Here is an 18517-nt window from a genome sequence, read left to right as displayed (position 1 = left end):
CGGCAATCCGATGAAATCTACAGGAAGCTCTGCGGGTCGACGTCGACAGCGACCCTGACGGAGCCCTTGGGCCGAGGCGCCCGTTTCAGCCAGCCGCGCAGATAGTCCTGGAGGTTGATATCGCGTGTCGTCCTGACGATGAGCCGCATGCGATGGCGCCCGCGCAGCACGGAAAGCGGCGCTTCCGCCGGCCCCAGCACCACGATTCCATCGCCCGCTTCGGCCAGGCGCGCCAGCGCCCTGGCGTGGCTTTCGGCCTCGGCCTGGTTGCTCGCGGAGACGATCAGCGCCGCCAGCCGCCCGAAGGGGGGCAGGCCCGCCGCCTCCCGCGCCGCCTCCTCTGCGGCATAAAACCGCTCCGGGTCGCCCGAGACCAGCGCCTTCAGCACCGGGTGCTCGGGATCGTGCGTCTGCAGCAGGGCGCGGCCGGGCCTCTCGCCCCGCCCGGCGCGGCCCGTGACCTGCCTGAGCGCCTGGAAGGTCCGCTCGGCGGCGCGCGGATCGCCCGAGGTCAGGCCGAGATCGGCGTCGACGACGCCGACCAGCGTCATGCCGGGGAAATTATGGCCCTTGGCGACGAGCTGGGTGCCGATGACGATGTCGAATTCGCCCGCCGCCACCGCCGCGAGCTCCTGCTTCAAGCGTTCGGTGCCGCCGGGAAAATCGCTGGAGAGCACGATCGCGCGCGCCTGCGGAAACAGCGTCGCGACCTCCTCGGCCAGCCGCTCGACGCCCGGCCCGCAGGCGGTGAGGCTTTCGGCCGCATGGCATTGCGGGCATTCGTGCGGGCGGCGCTCGACATGGCCGCAATGATGGCAGACCAGCGCCCGCCGGAAGCGATGATCGACCAGCCAGGCGGTGCAGTTCGGGCACTGGAAGCGGTGGCCGCAATCGCGGCACAAGGTCAGCGGAGCATAGCCGCGCCGGTTGAGGAAGAGCAGCGACTGTTCCTTCGCCTCCAGATTGGCCGCGATCGCCTTGACGAGCGCAGCCGACAGCCAGCGCCCCCGCTGCGGCTTGTCGCGGCGCAGATCGACGAGCCCGAGCACCGGCAAGGCGCGCCCGCCGAAGCGCTCCGGCAGCTTGAGATGGGCATAGCGGCCGCGCTCGGCATTGACGCGGCTTTCCAGCGAGGGCGTCGCGGAGGCCAGCACCACCGGCGCGTTCTCGATCCTGCCCCGCACCACCGCCATGTCGCGGGCGTGGTAGGAGACGCCGTCCTCCTGCTTGTAGGCGGCCTCGTGCTCCTCGTCGACGACGATCAGGCCGAGATCGTGAAAGGGCAGGAACAGCGCCGAGCGGGCGCCGGCCACCACCTTCGCCTCGCCGCTGGCGATGGCCGCCTGCAGGCGCTCGCGCCTGCGCCCGGACACGGCCGAATGCCACAGGCCGGGCCGGACCCCGAAGCGCGCCTCGAACCGGTCGATGAACTGCGCGGTCAGCGCGATCTCCGGCATCAGGATCAGGCTCTGGCGGCCCTGCCGGACCGCCTCAGCCACGGCCTCGAAATAGACTTCCGTCTTGCCCGAGCCGGTGACGCCTTCGAGCAGCGTGACGCCGAACGCCTTCGCCTCGACCGATGCGACCAGAGCCCGCGCCGCCTCCGCCTGCCCGTCCGACAATTCGGGTACGCCATGCTCGGGATCGGGCATGGCCGCGATCGCCTCGCGCGGCAGCGGCTCGACAATGAAGGTGCCGGCATCGACGAGGGAATCGATCACCGCCGTGCTGACGGAAGCAGCCTCCGCCAGCGCCGACTTGCCGATCAGGAGCCCGCCTTCCGCCGCGGCGATGGCCCGTGCGCGCGCCGGCGTCATCCGGGCCGGCGGCGGGCCGGCGAGCCTGACGCCGAGCTTCGGCCGCTCGGGCGTATCGTCCGGCTGCCGGCGCAGCGCCAGCGCCAGCACCGAGCCCTTCGGCGCGAGCGTGTACCACGCCACCCAGTCGACGAGCTTGCGCAGCGCCGGATCGAGCGGCGGCATGTCGTATTTGCCGGTGACTTTCCTGAGGTTGCCGCCACGCCCGGAGCCGACCTCCCAGACGACGCCGACGGTCTCGCGCGGCCCCAGCGGCACCTGCACGACATCACCGGGAGCCAGCACGAGGCCCGGCGGCACGGCATAGCTGTAGGGCTGGTCGAGCCCGAGCGGGATCAGCACGTCGACCGTGCCGCCTTCGATCATGTCCGCCGTCTCGTCCATCGCCTGCTGTCTAGCACCGATTCGGCTGCTGTTAAGGCAGGAGGGTCATGCTGCGCCCATGACCGATTTCGATAGCTTCCGCCGCGACTGGCTCCAGCATCTCGCGAGCGAGCTGCGCCTGTCCCCCAAGACGCTGGAAGCCTATGGGCGCGACCTCGCCCAGTTCGCCGCCTTCCTCGGCGAGCATCTGGGCGCGCACCCCACCCTCGCCGACATCGCCGGGCTGAAGCCTGCGGACCTGCGCGCCTTTCTCGGCCGGCGCCGGCGCGACGGCGTCGGCAACCGCACGCTGATGCGCCAGCTCGCGGGCTTGCGCTCCTTCGCCCGCTTCGGCGAGCATAGCGGCCATCTCACCGCCGCCGCCTTCGCCGCGACGCGCGGCCCAAGGCTCGGCAAATCGCTGCCGCGCCCGCTCGAGCCCGCCGCCGCCCGCGCCGTCACCCAGGCCGCGACCCGCGCCGGCGAGGAGCGGGAAGCCTGGATTCTCGCCCGCGACGCCGCCGTGCTCGGCCTGCTCTATGGCAGCGGCCTGCGCATCTCGGAGGCGCTCTCGCTCACCCGCGCCCAGGCGCCGCTTCAGCCCGGCGACACGCTCACCGTGACCGGCAAGGGCGCCAAGACGCGGATGGTGCCGGTGCTGCCCGTCGTGGTCGCCGCGATCGCGGAATATCTGAAGCTCTGCCCCTGGCGGCTGCCGCCCGAAGGACCGCTCTTCCGCGGCGCCAAGGGCGGGCCGCTCTCTCCACGCATCATCCAGCTCGCGGTCGAGGGCCTGCGCGGCGCGCTCGGCCTGCCCTCCTCCGCCACGCCGCATGCGCTGCGCCATTCCTTCGCGACGCATCTGATCGGCCGCGGCGGCGATCTGCGCGCCATCCAGGAGCTGCTCGGCCACGCCTCGCTCTCGACGACGCAGATCTATACCCGCATCGATTCCACCCGGCTGATGGCGGCCTATGACGCCGCCCATCCGCGGGCGCAGAGCGCCTGACGAGGACCTGCCTTGCTGCTCCGCTCCACGCTCATCTACGCGCCCGCGATCCTGCTGACGCGTGTCTCCGCGCTGCTCCTCCTCGTCGTCATGACGCGGATGCTCAGCCAGGTCGAATACGGCCTGCTCACTCTCGTCGTCACGGTGGGCGAGATGACGGACGGCGCCGTCACCAACTGGCTGCGCATCGCCCTGCTCAGGCTCGGCGGCAAGGGCGAGGTCAGCCGCGGCAGCCTCGTCCTCGCCGGGCGGGCGCTCATCGCCGCGACCGTGCTGGCGCTGGCGGTCGCCGCGGGCGCCGCGACGCTGATCGAGCCGGCGCGCTGGATCGAATTCGCCATCGCGGTCGGCGGCTATCTGGTCGCCGGCGCCGTCGGCCGTTTCGCGCTGACGGTGCTCCAGATGCAGCAGCGCCATGGGCTCTATTCGCGGCTCGAATATCTGCGCGGCGTGCTTCAGCTCGTCCTGCCCGTCGCGGCCGTCTTCCTGTTCGAAGGCTCGTTCCTGACGGTATCGCTCGCCTCCAGCCTCGGCGCGCTGATCGCCGGCATCGTCGCCGGCGTGGTGGCGGCGCGGCGCGTGGTCGCCGGCCCGGCGCGCTTCACGCGCAGGGAGTTCGTCGCGCTCGGCGGGCCTTTCATCGTCATGGCGCTGGTCGGCTTCGGCATGAACAATGTCGAGCGGCTGTTCCTGAACGCCTGGTACGGGGCGGGCGCGGTCGCGGTCTTCGCCGCCTCCTACGCGCTCGCCCGCCAGCCGATCGACATGATCGCCAACGCCATCAACATCGGCGCCTTTCCCGAGATCGTGAACCGCTTCGACGAGGACGGGCCGCAGGCGGCGGGGCAATTGCTGTCCGAGCTCATGGCGCTGGTGCTGCGCCTGTGCCTGCCGGTCGCGGTCATGCTCGTCGCGCTCAGCGACGAGATCACGCGGCTCCTGCTGCCTGCCGACTATCGCGGCCGCTTCGAACTCCTGTTCGCGATCATCGCCTTCAGCGTCCTCAGCGCCAATCTGGTGAACTTCGTCTTCGGCGTGGTGATGCACGCGCACAAGCGGCCCTGGCTGCTGATCGCCATCAACTTCCTCGGCTCGATCGGCACGGTGTCCCTGTCGTTCCTGCTGATTCCCGTGCTGGCGGAGGTCGGTGCCGCCCTGGCGCTGGCGGGCGGATCGCTGGTCAGCCTGATCGCCTCGATCGTCATCGGCCGGCGCCTGATCCGGGTGCCGGCCCCGTGGCGCGACGTCGCCGCGTCGATCGTGATCGCGGCCGGCACGGGCCTCGCCGCGGCATTGGCGGCGCGCGCGCTCGCCGCCGCCCCGGTGTTCGCCGCGCTCGCGGCGGGCCTCGCCGCGGGGGGAGCCGGCTTCCTCGCGCTCGTCTGGGCGTTTCACCCGGCCGCGACCGCGCTGTTCATCGACAGGCTGAAGGCCCGCCTCCCGGCCAGGTAGGGCGTCAGGGGCCGGTGTGCCGCCTGCTCCGGCGCGACCAGATCTCCTGGCACAGCAGGAGCGCATAGGCGGTGTTGGTGTCGTAGTAGCGGCGCCACAGGCGGCGCGGCTCCTGCGCGACACGGAACAGCCATTCGAGCCCGGCCGCCTGAAGCAGCTTCGGCGCCCGCGCGACCTTCCCGCCATAGACGTCGAAGCTTCCGCCCACGCCCATGACGAAGCTCGCCGCAAGCTCTGCGCGATAGCGCTTGAGGAAACGCTCCTTGCGCGGCGTCGACATGGCGACGAACAGGCAGTCGGCGCCCGACGCGTTGATGGCCGCCACCACCGCCGCCTCTTCCTCGGGCTTGAAATAGCCGTCGCGCCGCCCCGCGACGATAAGCGCCGGATAGTCCCGGGCGAGCCGCTCCGCGACCGCATCGAGGACATGCTGCTCGGCGCCCAGGAGATAGGGGCGCCAGCCGCGCTCGGCGCTAAGCGCGAACAGGTTGATCATCAGGTCGATGCCGGTCACGCGCTCCGGCAGGGCGATCCCGCACAGCCGCGCGCCCCACAGCACGCCGGTGCCGTCGACATTGACCACGTCCGCCGTGGTCACGTCCTCGCGCAATTCCTCGTTCTTGCGCATGTTGACCAGCTTGGCGACGTTCACCACCACATGCAGCAGCGGGCGTCGCGTCGCCATCGCTTCCGCGGCGATCGCCAGCGTCTCATCCATGCTCAGCGCATGGACGGGCGAGCCGAGGAACTTCCGGCGACGGGACGCCAGGAGCGCGTGCTGCGCCCATGTCGAGCCGGGCCCGGTCATGGCCGTGCGCTCCTGCGCGCGCCGGGGAGGCGCGGCGACTTTCGCCCGGCGGACATCGCCGATTGTGACATGCTGTTCATGGTGGACCGGATCGTCGCAGGCTGGGAATCCATCGGATACTGCAATAGTAACGTTATCGGCGGCACCCGTGCGAGAATATACTTCCATATGATTAATAACGACCTCTCCCGATTTGATACCGGCGAAGGTCTGAGGCCGGCGTCGCAGGCGCGGGGAGGCGCCGCGGAGAGAAAAAATCGCACGGCTTGCTAAGATTCATGCGTTAAAGGCGCCAGGCGGCAACGGAGAGAATACCGGGATTTGAGCGCGATCCTGATCATCGGCCAGGCCGCCGCGGCGCGGCGCTGGGAGCATGAGCTCGTCGCCCGGCTCGTCGCGGCGGGGCATGTCGTCTCGATCCGGCATGCGCCGGGAACCGGGTCCGGCGCGTCCGGGCTCGATACGATCCTGCGCATCGAGAGCCGGCGCTTCGGCTCCTCGCTGGCCGCGCTCGCGCAGCCCTTGCCGGCCGCCGAGCGCGGCACGGCCGATCTCATCGTCGATCTGACCGGGAGCGCGGCCGGGCAGGCGGCGCCGGTCCTGAAGCTCGATTTCTGCGGCCACGCCAACCCGGCCGCCGGCCTTGGCGCGATGCTGGCGAGCGCAGCGCCGTTCGAGCTCGGTGCCCGCCTCGACGGCGTTCTCGTGGCGCAGGCCCGCCCCATGATCGGGGACAGGCTCTGGCTGTCTCGCGCCTGCGACGACTGGCTCGCCGGCGCCGTCTCGCTCGTCATGCACTGCGTCGCCCGCTTCGGCGCGGGCAAGCTCGCCGCCCTTCCCGACGCTGCCCCGCCATCCCCGCGGAGCGGCGGCTTCCTGCGTCATTACCCGGCCTTCTTCTGGCGGGGCGCGGTCGAACGGGCGAGGCAGAAGCTCCGGCGCGGGCGGCGCCCGTTCTATTGGCAGGTCGCCTATCGGTTGATCGAGGGACCGGGCATCGCCGAGACGGGGCGCTTCGACGGCGCCGCCTTCACCCTTCTGCCGGACGATGGCGAGCGCTTCTATGCGGATCCCTTCGTCATCGAGCGCGCGGGGCGGCACTACCTCTTCGTCGAGGAGTTTCCCTATGCCGGCGGCCGGGGCGTGATCTCCGTCGCCGAGCTCGACGGGAACGGCGCTTTCGGCGTTCCGCGCAAGGTGCTGGAAGAGGCGCACCACCTGTCCTATCCGCAGGTCTTCGCGCAGGGTGGCGAGGTCTTCATGATCCCCGAGAGCGCCGCGGCCCGGGAACTCGTGCTCTACCGGGCCGAGCGGTTCCCGGATCGCTGGGTCCGCGACACGGTGCTGATCGCGGACCGGGACCTCAACGACGCCACGCTCGTCGAGGCCGGCGGCCGGTTCTGGCTGGTGGGCACCGAGCGCCACGGCCATGGCAGCGCCTCCGATACGATGGCGGTCTACGGCGCGCCCGCGCTGCGCGGGCCCTGGAGCGCGCATCCGCTCAATCCGATCGCGATCGATCATTCGGCCACCCGCCCCGGCGGCGCCTTCATCCGGGGGGAAACGGGGCTCATGCTGCCGGTGCAGGCGGGCGGGCGCGCCTATGGCGGCGGTCTCGGCCTGATGAGCTGCGAGCGGCTCGATGCCACCGATGTCCGCTTTTCCCCGCCGCGCCCGGTCGATCCGGGTCCGGCCTGGGCGGGCTGGGGCGTCCATACGCTCAACCGCGCCGGACGCGTCGAGGTCGTCGACAGGGGGCCTTTGTAGAATGCCGCGATATCCTCGCAAGCTCCATGTCCTCGTCGCGACGCCGTCCGGCATAGCCGGCCAGGGCGGCATCGACCGGATGATGGCGGCGCTGAAGCAGGAGTTCGAGCGGCAGGGGATCGCCGATATCGACCTGCGCTTCCTGACCAGCCGCGGCTCGGGGCATGTCGCGTTCTCGGTCTTCCATACGCTCGGCTTCTGCCTGCGGATGCTGGCCGCCCGCCTCGCGGGGCGCGCCGACGTCGTTCACCTCAACCTGTCCGTCGCCGGCAGCACCTATCGCAAGATGGCGATCGCCGCCTGCGCGCGCTTGCTGTCCATCCCCTATGTGCTGCATCTGCACGGCGGCGAGTACCCGCTTTTCTGGAAGGACGACGACGGCTTCCTGAGCCGCCGCATCCGCTCCCTGTTCGAGCATGCGGCGCAGGTGATCGTGCTCGGCCGGGTCTGGCAGGCCTTCGTCGCCGGCCGGGCGCCCGGCGTCCGGGAGATCGCGATCGTGCCCAACGCCGCCGCGATTCCCACGCTCGCCCATAGCGGCGGCGGCGATCGGGTGCATATCCTGTTCCTCGGCCGCCTCAGCGCGGGCAAGGGCGTGCCGGAGCTTTGCGAGGCGCTGTCGCGCCTGCGCACGCGGGCGGACTGGCGCGCCACGATCGCCGGCGACGGCGATGTCGCGGGCACCGGGGCAAGCCTCGCCGCGCTCGGCATCGCGGAGCGGGTCGCCCTGCCCGGCTGGGTCGCTCCGGATGCCGTGGCCGCCCTGATCGCGACGGCGGATATCCTGGTGCTGCCCTCCTTCGTCGAGAACCTGCCGCTATCGGTGATCGAGGGCATGGCCGCGGGGCTCGCCGTCGTGGCGACCCCGGTCGGCGCGGTCGAGGACATCGTCACGGACGGGCAGTCGGGGTTGCTGGTGGCACCCGGCGACGTCGGCGGGCTCACGGCCGCGCTGGAACGGCTGGTGGACGATCCCCCGCTGCGCGCGCGCCTGGGCGCCGCCGCGCTCGCGGTGCATCGCGAGCGGCTGGCGCTGGCGCCCTTCGTCGGCGCGATCTGCGGTATCTGGCGCTCGGTCGCGTCGCGGAAGCCGCCGGACGAAGGCTGATCCGCGACGCGCGGGTTACCGGGGCGCGCCGAGCCCGCATTCGCGGTGGAATATCTCCAGGTTCAGCAGCGCCCAGATCAGCTTTTCGCGATCGGCCGCGCCGCTTTCATGCTCGGCGACGATGCGGTCGAGGAGCGGCGCGCTGAGATAGCTGCGGATGACGGAAGCCGAGGAGCAGAGATGCTCGCGCACATAGGCCCGCATCGGCCCGCGGAACCAGGCGCCGACCGGAACCTTGAAGCCGATCTTGCGCCGGCTCAGGATTTCGTCCGGAAGCATCGGGGCGATGGCGTCGCGCAGAATCTGCTTGCTGTGCCGGCCGAGCCTGTAGCGATCGGGCAGCGTGCTGACGAAGGCCACGAGATCGCGATCGAGAAAGGGCATCCGTCCTTCGATCGAGCCGGCCATCATCATCCGGTCGCCCCGCTCCAGCAGATTGTCGGGCAGCCAGGAGGTCTGGTCGAAGAACAGGACGCGGCGCAGATGCGAGGCCTTTTCGCTCGACGAGAACGGGAAGCCGTTGCGCTCGCCCTGGCGCTCGCCCAGCCCGGCGGCCAGCGCGTCGCGCTCGCCCGCGGCGATGCCGCCGAACCAGGAGATCATCCGTTCGGCGAAGTCCCGTTCGCCGGCGCTGACGGCGAAGGTCTCGAGCCGCGCCGAGGCGAACCCCAGAGCGCGCAGCAAGGGCATCAGGACCTTGCCGTGGAGCGCCTGCGGAACGAGCCCGCGGTAAAGCCCGGCCAGCGCTTCCGCGCGATGCTTGGGGTAGCCGCCGAGGATCTCGTCCGAGCCCTCCCCGGTGAGCACCATCCGCACGTCCCGCGCGGCGCGCACCGACAACAGGTAGATCGGGATGTCCGAGCTTTGCACGACCGGCCCGCCCTGGTGGCGGACGATCCGCGGCAGATTGTCCATGATGTCGTCGGCCCGGATCACCAGCTCGCAATGATCCGTCTTGAAGCGATCGGCGACCCGCCGCGCGAAGGGAAGCTCGCTGAGCCCGTCCTCGCCGAACCCGACCGAAAAGGTGCGGATGGCCTTGTCGCTGTGGCGGCTCATCAGGGCGACGATCGCCGATGAATCGAGCCCTCCCGAGAGAAAGGCGCCGAAGGGCACGTCGGCGCGCATCCTGATCCGGACGGAATGGTCGAGCCGTTCCAGGAACCGACCGGTCGCGCCTTGCCGCTCCACCGGCCCGGCGCGGGGATAGCGGTCGGGCGGGGTATAGTAGCGGGTCTGCCTCAGCTCGCCTTGCGACCAGACGGCATAGCTGCCGGGATCGAGCTTGCGGATCCGCTCGAAGAAAGTGTGCGGCCCTGGCACGTAGCGCCAGTGGAGATAGTCGCGCACCGCCTGCGGATCGAGCTCCGCGATATCGGGCTCGACCGCACGCAGCGCATTGATCTCCGAGGCGAAGGTGAGCCGCCCGTCGTCCTGGGCCAGGTAAAGCGGCTTCTTGCCGAAGGGATCGCGGGCGAGGACGAGCTCGTCGTGCTCGGCGTCCCAGAGGGCGAAGGCGAACATGCCGTTCAGCCGGTCGAACATGGCCAGCCGCCACTGGTCGTATGCCCTCAGCAGCACTTCGGTGTCGGACTGCGTCCGGAAGCGGTGGCCGCAGGCGCTGAGCTCCTCGCGCAGCTCGATATAGTTGTAGATCTCGCCGTTGAAGACGATGCGCAGGCGGCCGTTGTCGATCTGCATCGGCTGGTTCGAATCGGCCGCCAGATCGATGATCGCGAGGCGGCGATGCACCAGCGCCACCTGCTCCTCGCCACCGCTCGAATCAAGGAATGCGATGCCTTCGGCATCGGGACCCCGGTGACGTATTGCCTGCGACATTTCGGCCGCTCGTCGTTCCGGGTTCTCGACCTTGCGGCCGACCCAGCCGGCGATTCCGCACATGAATTGTCCCTTGCCGTATCCGTTGCCGTGCAGTTTGCCACGGAAATCTTAAGCAACTCGCCCGGGGGCGCGGGGCTATGGCAGGCCCAGCGCCCGCAGCATCGCCCGGTCCGGCACCGCCGGCCCCTCAGGCTCGATCACCGACATGCCGTAGGGATTGGAGAATTCCCAGATCGCCCACGGAATGCCGAAGCGCTCGGCCTCTTCCCGCACGGCCTGAAGGTAGCGCAGGCGGTCGGCGTCGAACGCGCCGGCGCGGCCATCGGCCGAGATCCGGATCGCGCCGAATTCGCCGATGAACAGGCGCCGGGACGGGATGCCGTGGCTTTGCGCCCAGTCGACCGCCTGGCGCAGGCGCGCCGTGAGCTGGGCCAGCCCCCAATCCTGCGCGAAATAGCGCGCGATCCGCTTGCGCGCCGCCATCGTCTCGAGCTTGCGCTGGGCGATGCTCAAGCCCGCGGCTTCCATGCGCTGGTCGAGCGCGCGGGCGACCGCCTCGGGCGTCGAGGTCCTGGCCGGCCAGGGCAGGCCCGAGGCGAAGAGGCCCCTTCCCTCGGGCCGCTGATGGGTGAAGCTGTGCGGCTCGTACATATGGAGGCTGTAATAGAGGTTCGGATCGTCGAAATCGGGGGTGAGATCGACGAGCCCGGCGACCTCGCCGCCACAGGCCCCCGTGACCACGACGGTCAGCTCGCGGCTGACGCTGCGGATGTCGCGGACGGTCTCCCTCATGATCCGCTGCCAGTCGGTTTTCCCGCCCGACGGGCAGGGGTAGTAGGCCGGCTCGTTATAGGGCTCGAGCGCCACCTTGCCGGCGCCGATGCGGGAGAGCATCGCGGCGACCTCCACCACCATCGCGCGGTAGCGGCGCACGCCGTCGCTGTCGGCGCCGCCGGCGATCATCTCCATGCCGTAGGCCGGGACCTGGGCGACGCCGTGCAGATCGAAGACCACCTTGAGCCCGGCCGAGGCGATGCGCTCGACCGCGGCCCCGAGCCGCTCCAGCGCCTGCCGGCGCCGGTCGCCTTCGCTGGCGAGCAGCGGCCCCGGATCGACGCTCAGGCGGACGAAATCGAAGCCGAGCGACCGGATCAGGGCGAAGGGGTCGCTCGTCGGCCAGTCGCTGAGCGGCCGGCCGTCAGAGAGCCATTCCCGCTCGTCGCGATAGGGCGGCCAGCGGTAGGAGCCGTCCTTCTCGACGGGCGACCAGTTGAGCCAGCCATGCACGCCGACGCCGTGCCGCAGGGGAATCGGCTCCGCCACGGCGGCGCCGATCAGGCCCACGGCGCAAACCACGGCATAGACGGCTTTGCGCATCGTCCCTCTTTCCGCCATGTCGGGATGGCAACCCCCGGTTTCGAAAAGAAAGCTTGCCGCCCCACGCTTTCGGCGGCAACCCGTCAGCGACACTGCCCCTGGGAGCGCGCATGAGGATCGGCTGGTATGCGAACCGCCTGCGCGGCATGGGGTCCGCCGAAATCCTTCACCGCCTGCGCGAGCAGCGCCGCAGGATCGCCTCGCGAAACCGCGACGACGGCTGGCGGCGCCACGCCGCACCCGACCTCGTCCCCGTCCTTCCCGAACTGCGGGAGAAAGTCTCCGCCGCGACCCCGGCGCAGCGCCAGGCCATCGCCGAGGCCGCGGAGGGCGTGCTCGCGGGCCGTTTCTCGGCGCTGGGGCAGAGCTGGCCGCCGCGCGAGCCCGGCCGGCTCTTCCCGCCGCGGATCTGGCGCCTCGACCCGGCGACGGGCGCGCTCTGGCCCGGCGCCGAGAGCTATACCTTCGACATCGACCTGCGACCGGGAGATAGCCGCGGCGACATCAAATATGTCTGGGAGATCAACCGGCTGCAGTTCCTGCTGCCGCTCGCCGCCCAGTTGCGCCTGACCGGCTGCGAGCGCTGCCGCGAAAGCATCGAAGCGGCGATCGAGAGCTGGCACGCCGGGAACCCGCCGTTTCGCGGGGTCGGCTGGGCGTCGGGCATCGAGGTCGCGCTCAGGGCCGCCAGCCTGATCGTCGCGCTCGATCTCGCGGGCGACCGGCTCGACCCGGCGACAGGCCGCAAGGCGGGCGAGATCCTGGCCGCGAGCGCCTATTGGCTGGCGCGGTTTCCCTCGCTGTTCTCCTCGGCCAACAACCATCTCGTCGCCGAGCTTGCGGGGCGATACCTCATCGGCCTCAGCCTGGGGGCGAGGACCGATGCCGTCCGCAAGGCGCTGCTCGCCGAGCTCGACAGGCAGATCCTTGCCGACGGCACCGGCGCCGAGCAGACGCCGAGCTATGCGGCCTTCACCGCCGAGGCCATGCTGCTGTGCGCGGCGGCGGCGCAACAGGCCGGCGAGCCGTTCCCGCCTTCCGCAACGGCGCGGCTCGCCGCTTTCGCGGGCTTCGTCGCCTGGCTCCCCGCCCGGGGCGGACGCTTCGGCGACGATGACGACGGGCGCCTGCTGACGCTTGGCGCCGAGGACGGCTATGTCCGCTCGGTCGCAGCCGCCATTCACGGCTTCCTGCGGTTGCCGGGCGAGGCGCCCGAGCCCGGCGATATCCGCGCCCTCGTCTTCGGCGCGCCGCCACAGCCGGCCCCGGCGCCCGAGGGGCTGCGCAGCTTCGAGCGGGGCGGCCTCTCGATCTGGCGCGGCAGCATGAAGGAGCGCGCCGTCGCGCTGACCTTCGACCACGGCCCGCTCGGCTATCTCGCGATCGCGGCCCATGGCCATGCCGACGCGCTGTCGCTGACCTTGTGCATCGACGGCGATCCCGTGCTGGTCGATCCCGGCACCTGGCTCTACGGCTCGGGAGGCGTGTGGCGCGACTGGTTCCGCTCCACCCCGGCGCACAACACGCTGAACCTCGACGGCGCGAGCCAGAGCATCGCGTCGGGGCCGTTCAACTGGTCGCACAAGGCCGATGCTACCCTGGTGGAGAGCAAGCCCGGCACGCATTGGAGGCTATCGGCCCGGCACGACGGCTATCGCGGCCGCTTCGGCGTCCTGCATCAGCGCAGCCTCGCCCGCGACGGCGACGCGATCGTGGTGACCGACCGGCTGCTCGGCCGCCGCCGGACGGCCGAGATCGTGTTCCAGCTCGCCGCCGATATCGCCGCGAGCCAGCAGGGAAGCGCGGTCACACTATCGCGCGGCGGGCGGGCGATCATGACCATCCGCTTTCCCGATGCCGCCATCGCGATGCGGGCCGGGGGCGAGAGGCCGGGCCAGGGCGGCTGGGTCTCGCCGCGCTTCGGCGTCCGGGAGCCGGCGACGCGCCTCGCCTGGCGTGGCGAGGTCGGCGAGGAAGGGGTCACGATCCGGCTCGTCCTCGCCTGACCGGCACTCACGCCTTACCCCAGCAGAGCCTCGTAGCGGTCCCCGATCTTTTCGGCCGTGAAGTCTCCTGCCCTGAGCGACAGGAGGGCCGTCGGCGTCGGCCGGTCGAGCATGGCCTCCATCGCCGCGGCCATCGCCTTAGCGTCGCCGACCGGCACGAGCGCGCCGAAGCGGCCATCGGCGAGGATCTCGCGCGGACCATGGGGCGCATCCGTCGAGACGACGGGGACGCCGGCGGCCATCGCCTCGATCAGGACGTTGCCGAAACCCTCGCTCGTCGACGACAGGACGAACAGATCGGCATCCGCGTAGCAGGCGGCGGGGTCGTCGACATAGCCGGGAAACAGCACATCCGCGCCGATGCCGAGATCCGCCGCGAAGGCGCTGAGTTCCCCCGCCAGCGGCCCGTCCCCGAAGACGACGAGGCGGGCCGGGCGCCGGGCGCGCAGGATCGCGAAGGCCTCGAGCAGCGTCCGGTGGTCCTTGACCGGGACGAGGCGGCCGGCGGTGGCGACGACCGGGCCCTCGCCCATGGCCTGAAGTGCGCCGCGCCAGGCATGGCCGCGCCCGGATGGCGCTGCCGCCGGCGGCAGCGGATTGTGGATGACGGCAATGCCGGACGCGGGAAAGCCCAGCGCCGCAAGATCGGCGGCGACGCCTTGCGAGACGGCGATGGCCGTGGTCGCGCGCGCCGCGACCAGCCGGGAGAGCAGCTTGGCCAGCTTCGCCCCGGCCTTGCCGGAGGACAGGGCGGCGGCAGCATGGAAGCTCGGGAAGAACCGCGCAGGGCTGCGGGCCAGCATCAGCGCCAGCGCCATGACGAGGTTGGCGAATTCCGGGGCGCTGTAGACCGCGTCGGGACGCAGCCGGCGCAGCAGCCGCGCGCTGCGCAGCGTGCTCTTCAGCGTCGCCGCCTTGCCGTAGCCCCCCTCCCGGACGGGCAGGCCGAAATCGATGAGCCGCACCGAGCCCGAGAGCAAAGCGGCGTTGGGGCCTTGGGCGTTCCAGGTGAAGAGCGTGACGTCGTGGCCGCGCGCCGCCAGTTCGTTGGCCATCAGCACGAAGACACGCTCGGCGCCGCCGCCGCCGAGGCTGGCGATATGAAAGACGATCCGCTTCGCCATGGCCCTAGGGCCGGCCGGGCGGCAGGCGCATGTCGCCGGCGATGCCCCGGACGATCGCCAGGAACAGGCCGAGCCCGAAACCGGCGATCGCGCCGAGCCCGATCAGGATGACGGCCGATGGCGGCCAGGCGCGCTTCAGCGGCGGCACCGCGGCCGAGATCACCTGGACGTTGGTGGTGTCGATCTGCTCGCGCTCGGTGATCTGCCGCGCCCGCGCCAGGAAGTTCTCGTAGACGGCGGTCTTCGCGGCGGCGTCGCGTTGCAGCTCGCGCAGCGCGACCTCGGAATCGTTGTCGCTGAAGACGCTGCCCTTGAGGTCGAGCATCTGGGCGTTGAGCGAGTTCAGCGAGGCCTTGGCCTTGTCGAGCTCGAGCCTGGCCGAAGCGACGAGGCGGGCAAACTCCGCCTTGAGCTGTGCATTGGTGGTCTCGTAGGCCGCCTTGAGGCTGAGCAGCGAGGGGTGGCGGGCGCCGAAGGTGATGGCTTGCGAATCGAGCTGCTGCTTGAGGCTGTTGGCCCTTTCGCGCAGCGCGATCAGCGCGCCCGAGACATCGGGGGAGACATAGGTTCCACCGGCGCCGGAGGCGACCAGGGCGTCGAGGTTCGCCTGCGCGGCGATGACGCGCGACTGCGCCTCCATGATCTGGTTGTTGAGCGGCGTCAGCTTCTGCGAGGAGACGAGCTGGCCGTTGCTGGCGGCGAGATCGTTGTCGCGCCGATAGGCCTCGACCTTCTGCTCGGCCTTCTGCACGTCCTTCCTGAGCTGGTCCAACCGCTTGTCGAGCGCTGCCGCGGCGCGCCCGGCGCCCGAGGCCTCGGTCTCGGCCAATTCCTCCTGGAAGGCCTTGACGATCGCCTGCGAGAGCAGGAGCGCCTTGTCGACGCTGGTGGCCGAGACCGAGAGCGTCGTCACGAAGGATTTCTCGTCCGCCTCGGCATCGACCCGCCTCGCCAGGCTTTTGAGCGCCGTCAGCTTCGGATCGGATTCGGCGCTGCCGCTGCGGCCGGGATCGACGAATTCGGGGTCCTCGGCGAGATTCAGCGCCTGCACCACCCGCGACAGGACGCTGCCCGAGGTCAGGATGCGCTGCTTGCTGCGGGTGCTGAGCACCTGGCCGTCGGGCTGGTTCGCCGACGGGTAGAGATCGTTCGGGACGACCTGGAGATTGGCCGGATTGATCAGGATATCGGTCGTGACCGTGTAGCGCCGCTCGGCCATGAGCGCATAGGCGCCCGCCGCGATCGCACCGATCACGGCAAGCAGGCAGGCCAGGCGCAGGCCGGCCCTGAGCCAGACGGACAGGCGCCGGAAGTCGAGCTCGAGGAAGGCCCCGATCTTGTCGAGCGTCACCGCGTCGCGTTCGGATGCAGCCGACATCACGACCGCCGCGACGACAGGCAGGCGGCCACGTCCCACGGCCGGCGCGCGCGATGGTGATCTTGCTCCTTCGGGACGGTTCGCATGTCCGATCTTTTCGTATAGGCCACGTCTCGCGACCGCCGCTGAGGGGACGATCGGACCCTCAGCTAGCGCGCCAATCCTTATCATTCCGCATCATCCGCGGCCGCCTCGCGGAAACATCGTTAACAGTCGATCTCCGCTCCCCGGCGGGAGAAGCCCGCGAATCTCCGGCGCAGCCCGTCCACGAACAGCGCGAGCGCGCCTTTCGCGGAGCCCGCGCCGATGAGGGAGCGCAGCGGAACGACCTCGGTGGCGAGCTTGTCCTTGAAGGCCTCGCCGCCGCAGAGCAGGTCGACGCCGCCAAGGCCGTGATCGATCGCCCATTGCACATAGTCGAAGATCAGGACCGTGCCGGGCGAGGCGCGGGCGAATTCCGGATCATAGCTCGTCACCCAGGCCATCAGCGTGTCGCGCTCGACGAAATTGACCGAGATGGCGACCGCCGTGCCGTTCACCTCGATGACGAAGAGACGCAGCACGCCGGCACGCGCCAGCACGGCGACCAGCGCCTCCAGAGCCGCTTTCCCGTCGTCGAACAGCACCGAGCTGCGCGCATTCCTCACGAGCCATTGCCGCTTGAGGGCCGAAAGCCGCTCCAGCACGGGATCGAGCGGCTCCTCGGGCCCGAGCAGGCGGAAGGCGACGGTGCCGGCCTCCTCGAGCATCTTGATGCCCCGGCGATAGTTCTGGCGGGTCTTCTTGGGGTGGCCGGCAAGCCACGCCGCCCCGCTCTCCCAGCCGCCGGCGATGCGCGAGCTGATCTCCTGCCTGTGGTTCGGCCTGAGCCGCACGGGATGGGCCTTGCCGGGATCGAACAGGCGCCACGCCGCCGCATCCGGCTGGAGCCGGTTGACGAAGGCGAGATCGAAGCCGCCGGCCGCGCAGACCAGCGCCCACAGCCTGTCCAGCGCCGCTTCGGGACAGTCAGGAGCGCGGATCAGGTCGCCGTAATCGGAATGGGCGATCGCCGCCCATTCGAGGAAGCGCAGGCCCTTGCGCCGGGTGATCGCCAGCGGCAGGACCGCGACCAGCCGCTCGCCGCGCCAGACGAGGCCGATGCGCAGCGCGCTCCGCCGCGGATCGTCGATCGTGCCCCACCAGGCCGAAATCCAGCCATGGCTCTGGAAGACGAGGGCCCCGCAATCCCGCCACAGCCGCGTCCACGGCTCGGCGAGCGCGGCGAGGCCGTCGGCGGTTTCGACGATCTCCAGGCGCTCGGCGGCCGTGCCGCCGGGCGATGCGCGCACGTTCATGACGAGGCCGCGTCCCCGGCCTGCCCGCCATCGGCCTGCCGCCGCCGGAACCGGCGGGCGATGTGGCGCCACATCTTCCTGAGCGGCAGGATGTAGAGGCCCGCCAGCGACTGATAGTCACGGACATCCCGGTCGACGAGCCCGAACTTCAGCTTCTCGTCGGGGTCCGGAACATAGGAGGTGCCGAAGAACCGGTCCCAGATCGACAGCAGCAGGCCGAAATTCTTGTCGTAATGGCGCGGGTCGACGCTGTGGTGAACCTGGTGCCAGTGCGGGGACAGGACATATTTGTCCAGCGGGCCGAAGGAGATCGGCAGATGGGTATGCCGCACGAAATCCATCATCAGGATGTTGCGCAGGACATAGACGTTGAGGCCGAAGACGACGACCTCCACCGGATTGAGCGCGATCACGCTCCAGACGCCGAAGCAGATCCCCGGAATGACCCCGTCCCACATCCGGTTCATCAGATCGTCGAGCGGATGCACGCGATCCTTGGTGATGCCGACCATCACCTCGGCGGAATGATGCACCTTGTGCAGCTCCCACAGGAACGGATAGCGGTGCTGCGCGACGTGATAGAGATAATAGGAGATGTCGTAGGCCAGGAGCATGGTCACGGTGAAGATCACGAGCGTGATCGGGCCGGGCGGGCCTTCGATCAAGGGCCCTTCGATGCCGAAGCCCCAGCTGATCGCGCGGTTCGTGGCATAGCCGACCGCGGCAACGAAGGTGGCGCCGGCCGGGATGAGCAGCAACGGCATCAACAGTTTCTTGGTGACCCAGAACATGGCGTCGGCGCGCGCCGACGGATGCAGGATGATCTCCTCCGGGAACATGAAGTCGAAGAAATCGCGGAAGGATTTGTCTTTCACCTTTCGCAGATAGACGATCGCCGCGCAGACCAGCGCCGTCGCCAGGATAAGAAACGGCGTGACGTAATCGATAGCGTATAGCTTGGTAATGAATTTGTTCAGAATTTCGGAAAACATGGCAGTCCTTGATATCTCAGCGGCGGATCTACGCTGTGATCCTCGTCGGCCGGCGATGATTTCACCATAGCCGACGATTATGAATCCAACGTGATCCCTTTCGCCGAAATCGCGGGCTATTCGAGCCGCGCCGGCCG

Annotated in this window: 13 protein-coding genes; 5 read left to right on the top strand and 8 right to left on the bottom strand. The window is 70.1% G+C overall.

From position 1 onward, the window contains the following. Nucleotides 1–17 precede the first annotated feature (17 nt). Nucleotides 18–2201 (bottom strand): primosomal protein N', encoded by a 2184-nt coding sequence (locus tag M9917_RS07560; RefSeq protein ID WP_297252363.1) that lies wholly within the window; start codon nt 2199–2201, stop codon nt 18–20. 58 nt (nt 2202–2259) lie between these two features. On the opposite strand from M9917_RS07560, the gene M9917_RS07555 reads away from it, so the two are divergent. After that, the gene (locus M9917_RS07555; protein ID WP_465246340.1) at nt 2260–3189 is read left to right on the top strand and encodes a tyrosine recombinase XerC; all 930 of its coding nucleotides are present in this window, start codon (nt 2260–2262) and stop codon (nt 3187–3189) included. A gap of 12 nt (nt 3190–3201) precedes the next feature. Then, nucleotides 3202–4641: a lipopolysaccharide biosynthesis protein gene (locus tag M9917_RS07550; RefSeq protein WP_297252361.1), complete on the top strand. Its 1440-nt coding sequence runs from the start codon at nt 3202–3204 to the stop codon at nt 4639–4641. 4 nt (nt 4642–4645) lie between these two features. Here M9917_RS07550 and M9917_RS07545 read toward each other — a convergent pair whose 3' ends face one another. Next, nucleotides 4646–5449, bottom strand: a complete 804-nt coding sequence (locus tag M9917_RS07545; protein ID WP_297252359.1) for a WecB/TagA/CpsF family glycosyltransferase — start codon at nt 5447–5449, stop codon at nt 4646–4648. Between the two features lie 321 nt (nt 5450–5770). Here M9917_RS07545 and M9917_RS07540 point away from each other — a divergent pair, with 321 nt between their 5' ends. Both M9917_RS07540 and M9917_RS07535 read left to right on the top strand, forming a co-directional pair. Further along, a complete protein-coding gene (locus M9917_RS07540; protein WP_297252357.1) occupies nt 5771–7216 on the top strand; it encodes a glucosamine inositolphosphorylceramide transferase family protein in 1446 nt (481 codons plus the stop codon). Between the two features lies 1 nt (nt 7217). Further along, nucleotides 7218–8324: a glycosyltransferase family 4 protein gene (locus tag M9917_RS07535; protein WP_297252355.1), complete on the top strand. Its 1107-nt coding sequence runs from the start codon at nt 7218–7220 to the stop codon at nt 8322–8324. A gap of 15 nt (nt 8325–8339) precedes the next feature. Here the strand turns inward: M9917_RS07535 and asnB are convergent, their stop codons facing one another. Continuing rightward, nucleotides 8340–10226, bottom strand: a complete 1887-nt coding sequence (gene asnB, locus M9917_RS07530) for an asparagine synthase (glutamine-hydrolyzing) (protein WP_297252353.1) — start codon at nt 10224–10226, stop codon at nt 8340–8342. Nucleotides 10227–10301: 75 nt separating this feature from the next. Beyond that, a complete protein-coding gene (locus M9917_RS07525) occupies nt 10302–11543 on the bottom strand; it encodes a glycoside hydrolase family 5 protein (protein ID WP_297252351.1) in 1242 nt (413 codons plus the stop codon). Nucleotides 11544–11653: 110 nt separating this feature from the next. Here M9917_RS07525 and M9917_RS07520 point away from each other — a divergent pair, with 110 nt between their 5' ends. Next, nucleotides 11654–13549 (top strand): heparinase II/III family protein, encoded by a 1896-nt coding sequence (locus M9917_RS07520; RefSeq protein WP_297252349.1) that lies wholly within the window; start codon nt 11654–11656, stop codon nt 13547–13549. Nucleotides 13550–13563: 14 nt separating this feature from the next. Here M9917_RS07520 and M9917_RS07515 read toward each other — a convergent pair whose 3' ends face one another. The 4 genes from M9917_RS07515 to M9917_RS07500 all read right to left on the bottom strand — a co-directional run bounded on the left by M9917_RS07515 (nt 13564) and on the right by M9917_RS07500 (nt 18380). After that, the gene (locus tag M9917_RS07515; protein WP_297252347.1) at nt 13564–14673 is read right to left on the bottom strand and encodes a glycosyltransferase; all 1110 of its coding nucleotides are present in this window, start codon (nt 14671–14673) and stop codon (nt 13564–13566) included. A gap of 4 nt (nt 14674–14677) precedes the next feature. After that, a complete protein-coding gene (locus M9917_RS07510) occupies nt 14678–16051 on the bottom strand; it encodes a GumC family protein (protein ID WP_297252346.1) in 1374 nt (457 codons plus the stop codon). A gap of 206 nt (nt 16052–16257) precedes the next feature. Next, nucleotides 16258–17388 carry a GNAT family N-acetyltransferase gene (locus tag M9917_RS07505; RefSeq protein WP_297252344.1) on the bottom strand — a complete coding sequence of 377 codons (1131 nt, stop codon included), beginning with the start codon at nt 17386–17388 and terminating at the stop codon, nt 16258–16260. After that, the gene (locus M9917_RS07500; RefSeq protein WP_297252342.1) at nt 17385–18380 is read right to left on the bottom strand and encodes a sterol desaturase family protein; all 996 of its coding nucleotides are present in this window, start codon (nt 18378–18380) and stop codon (nt 17385–17387) included. Before M9917_RS07500 ends, M9917_RS07505 begins: the two co-directional genes overlap by 4 nt. Between the last annotated feature and the right edge of the window lie 137 nt (nt 18381–18517).

The sequence above is a fragment of the Bosea sp. (in: a-proteobacteria) genome, assembly GCF_023953965.1.
GTDB lineage: Bacteria > Pseudomonadota > Alphaproteobacteria > Rhizobiales > Beijerinckiaceae > Allobosea.
Note: the sequence above shows the minus strand (reverse complement) of the source record. Positions and strands in the feature narration are given on the sequence as shown.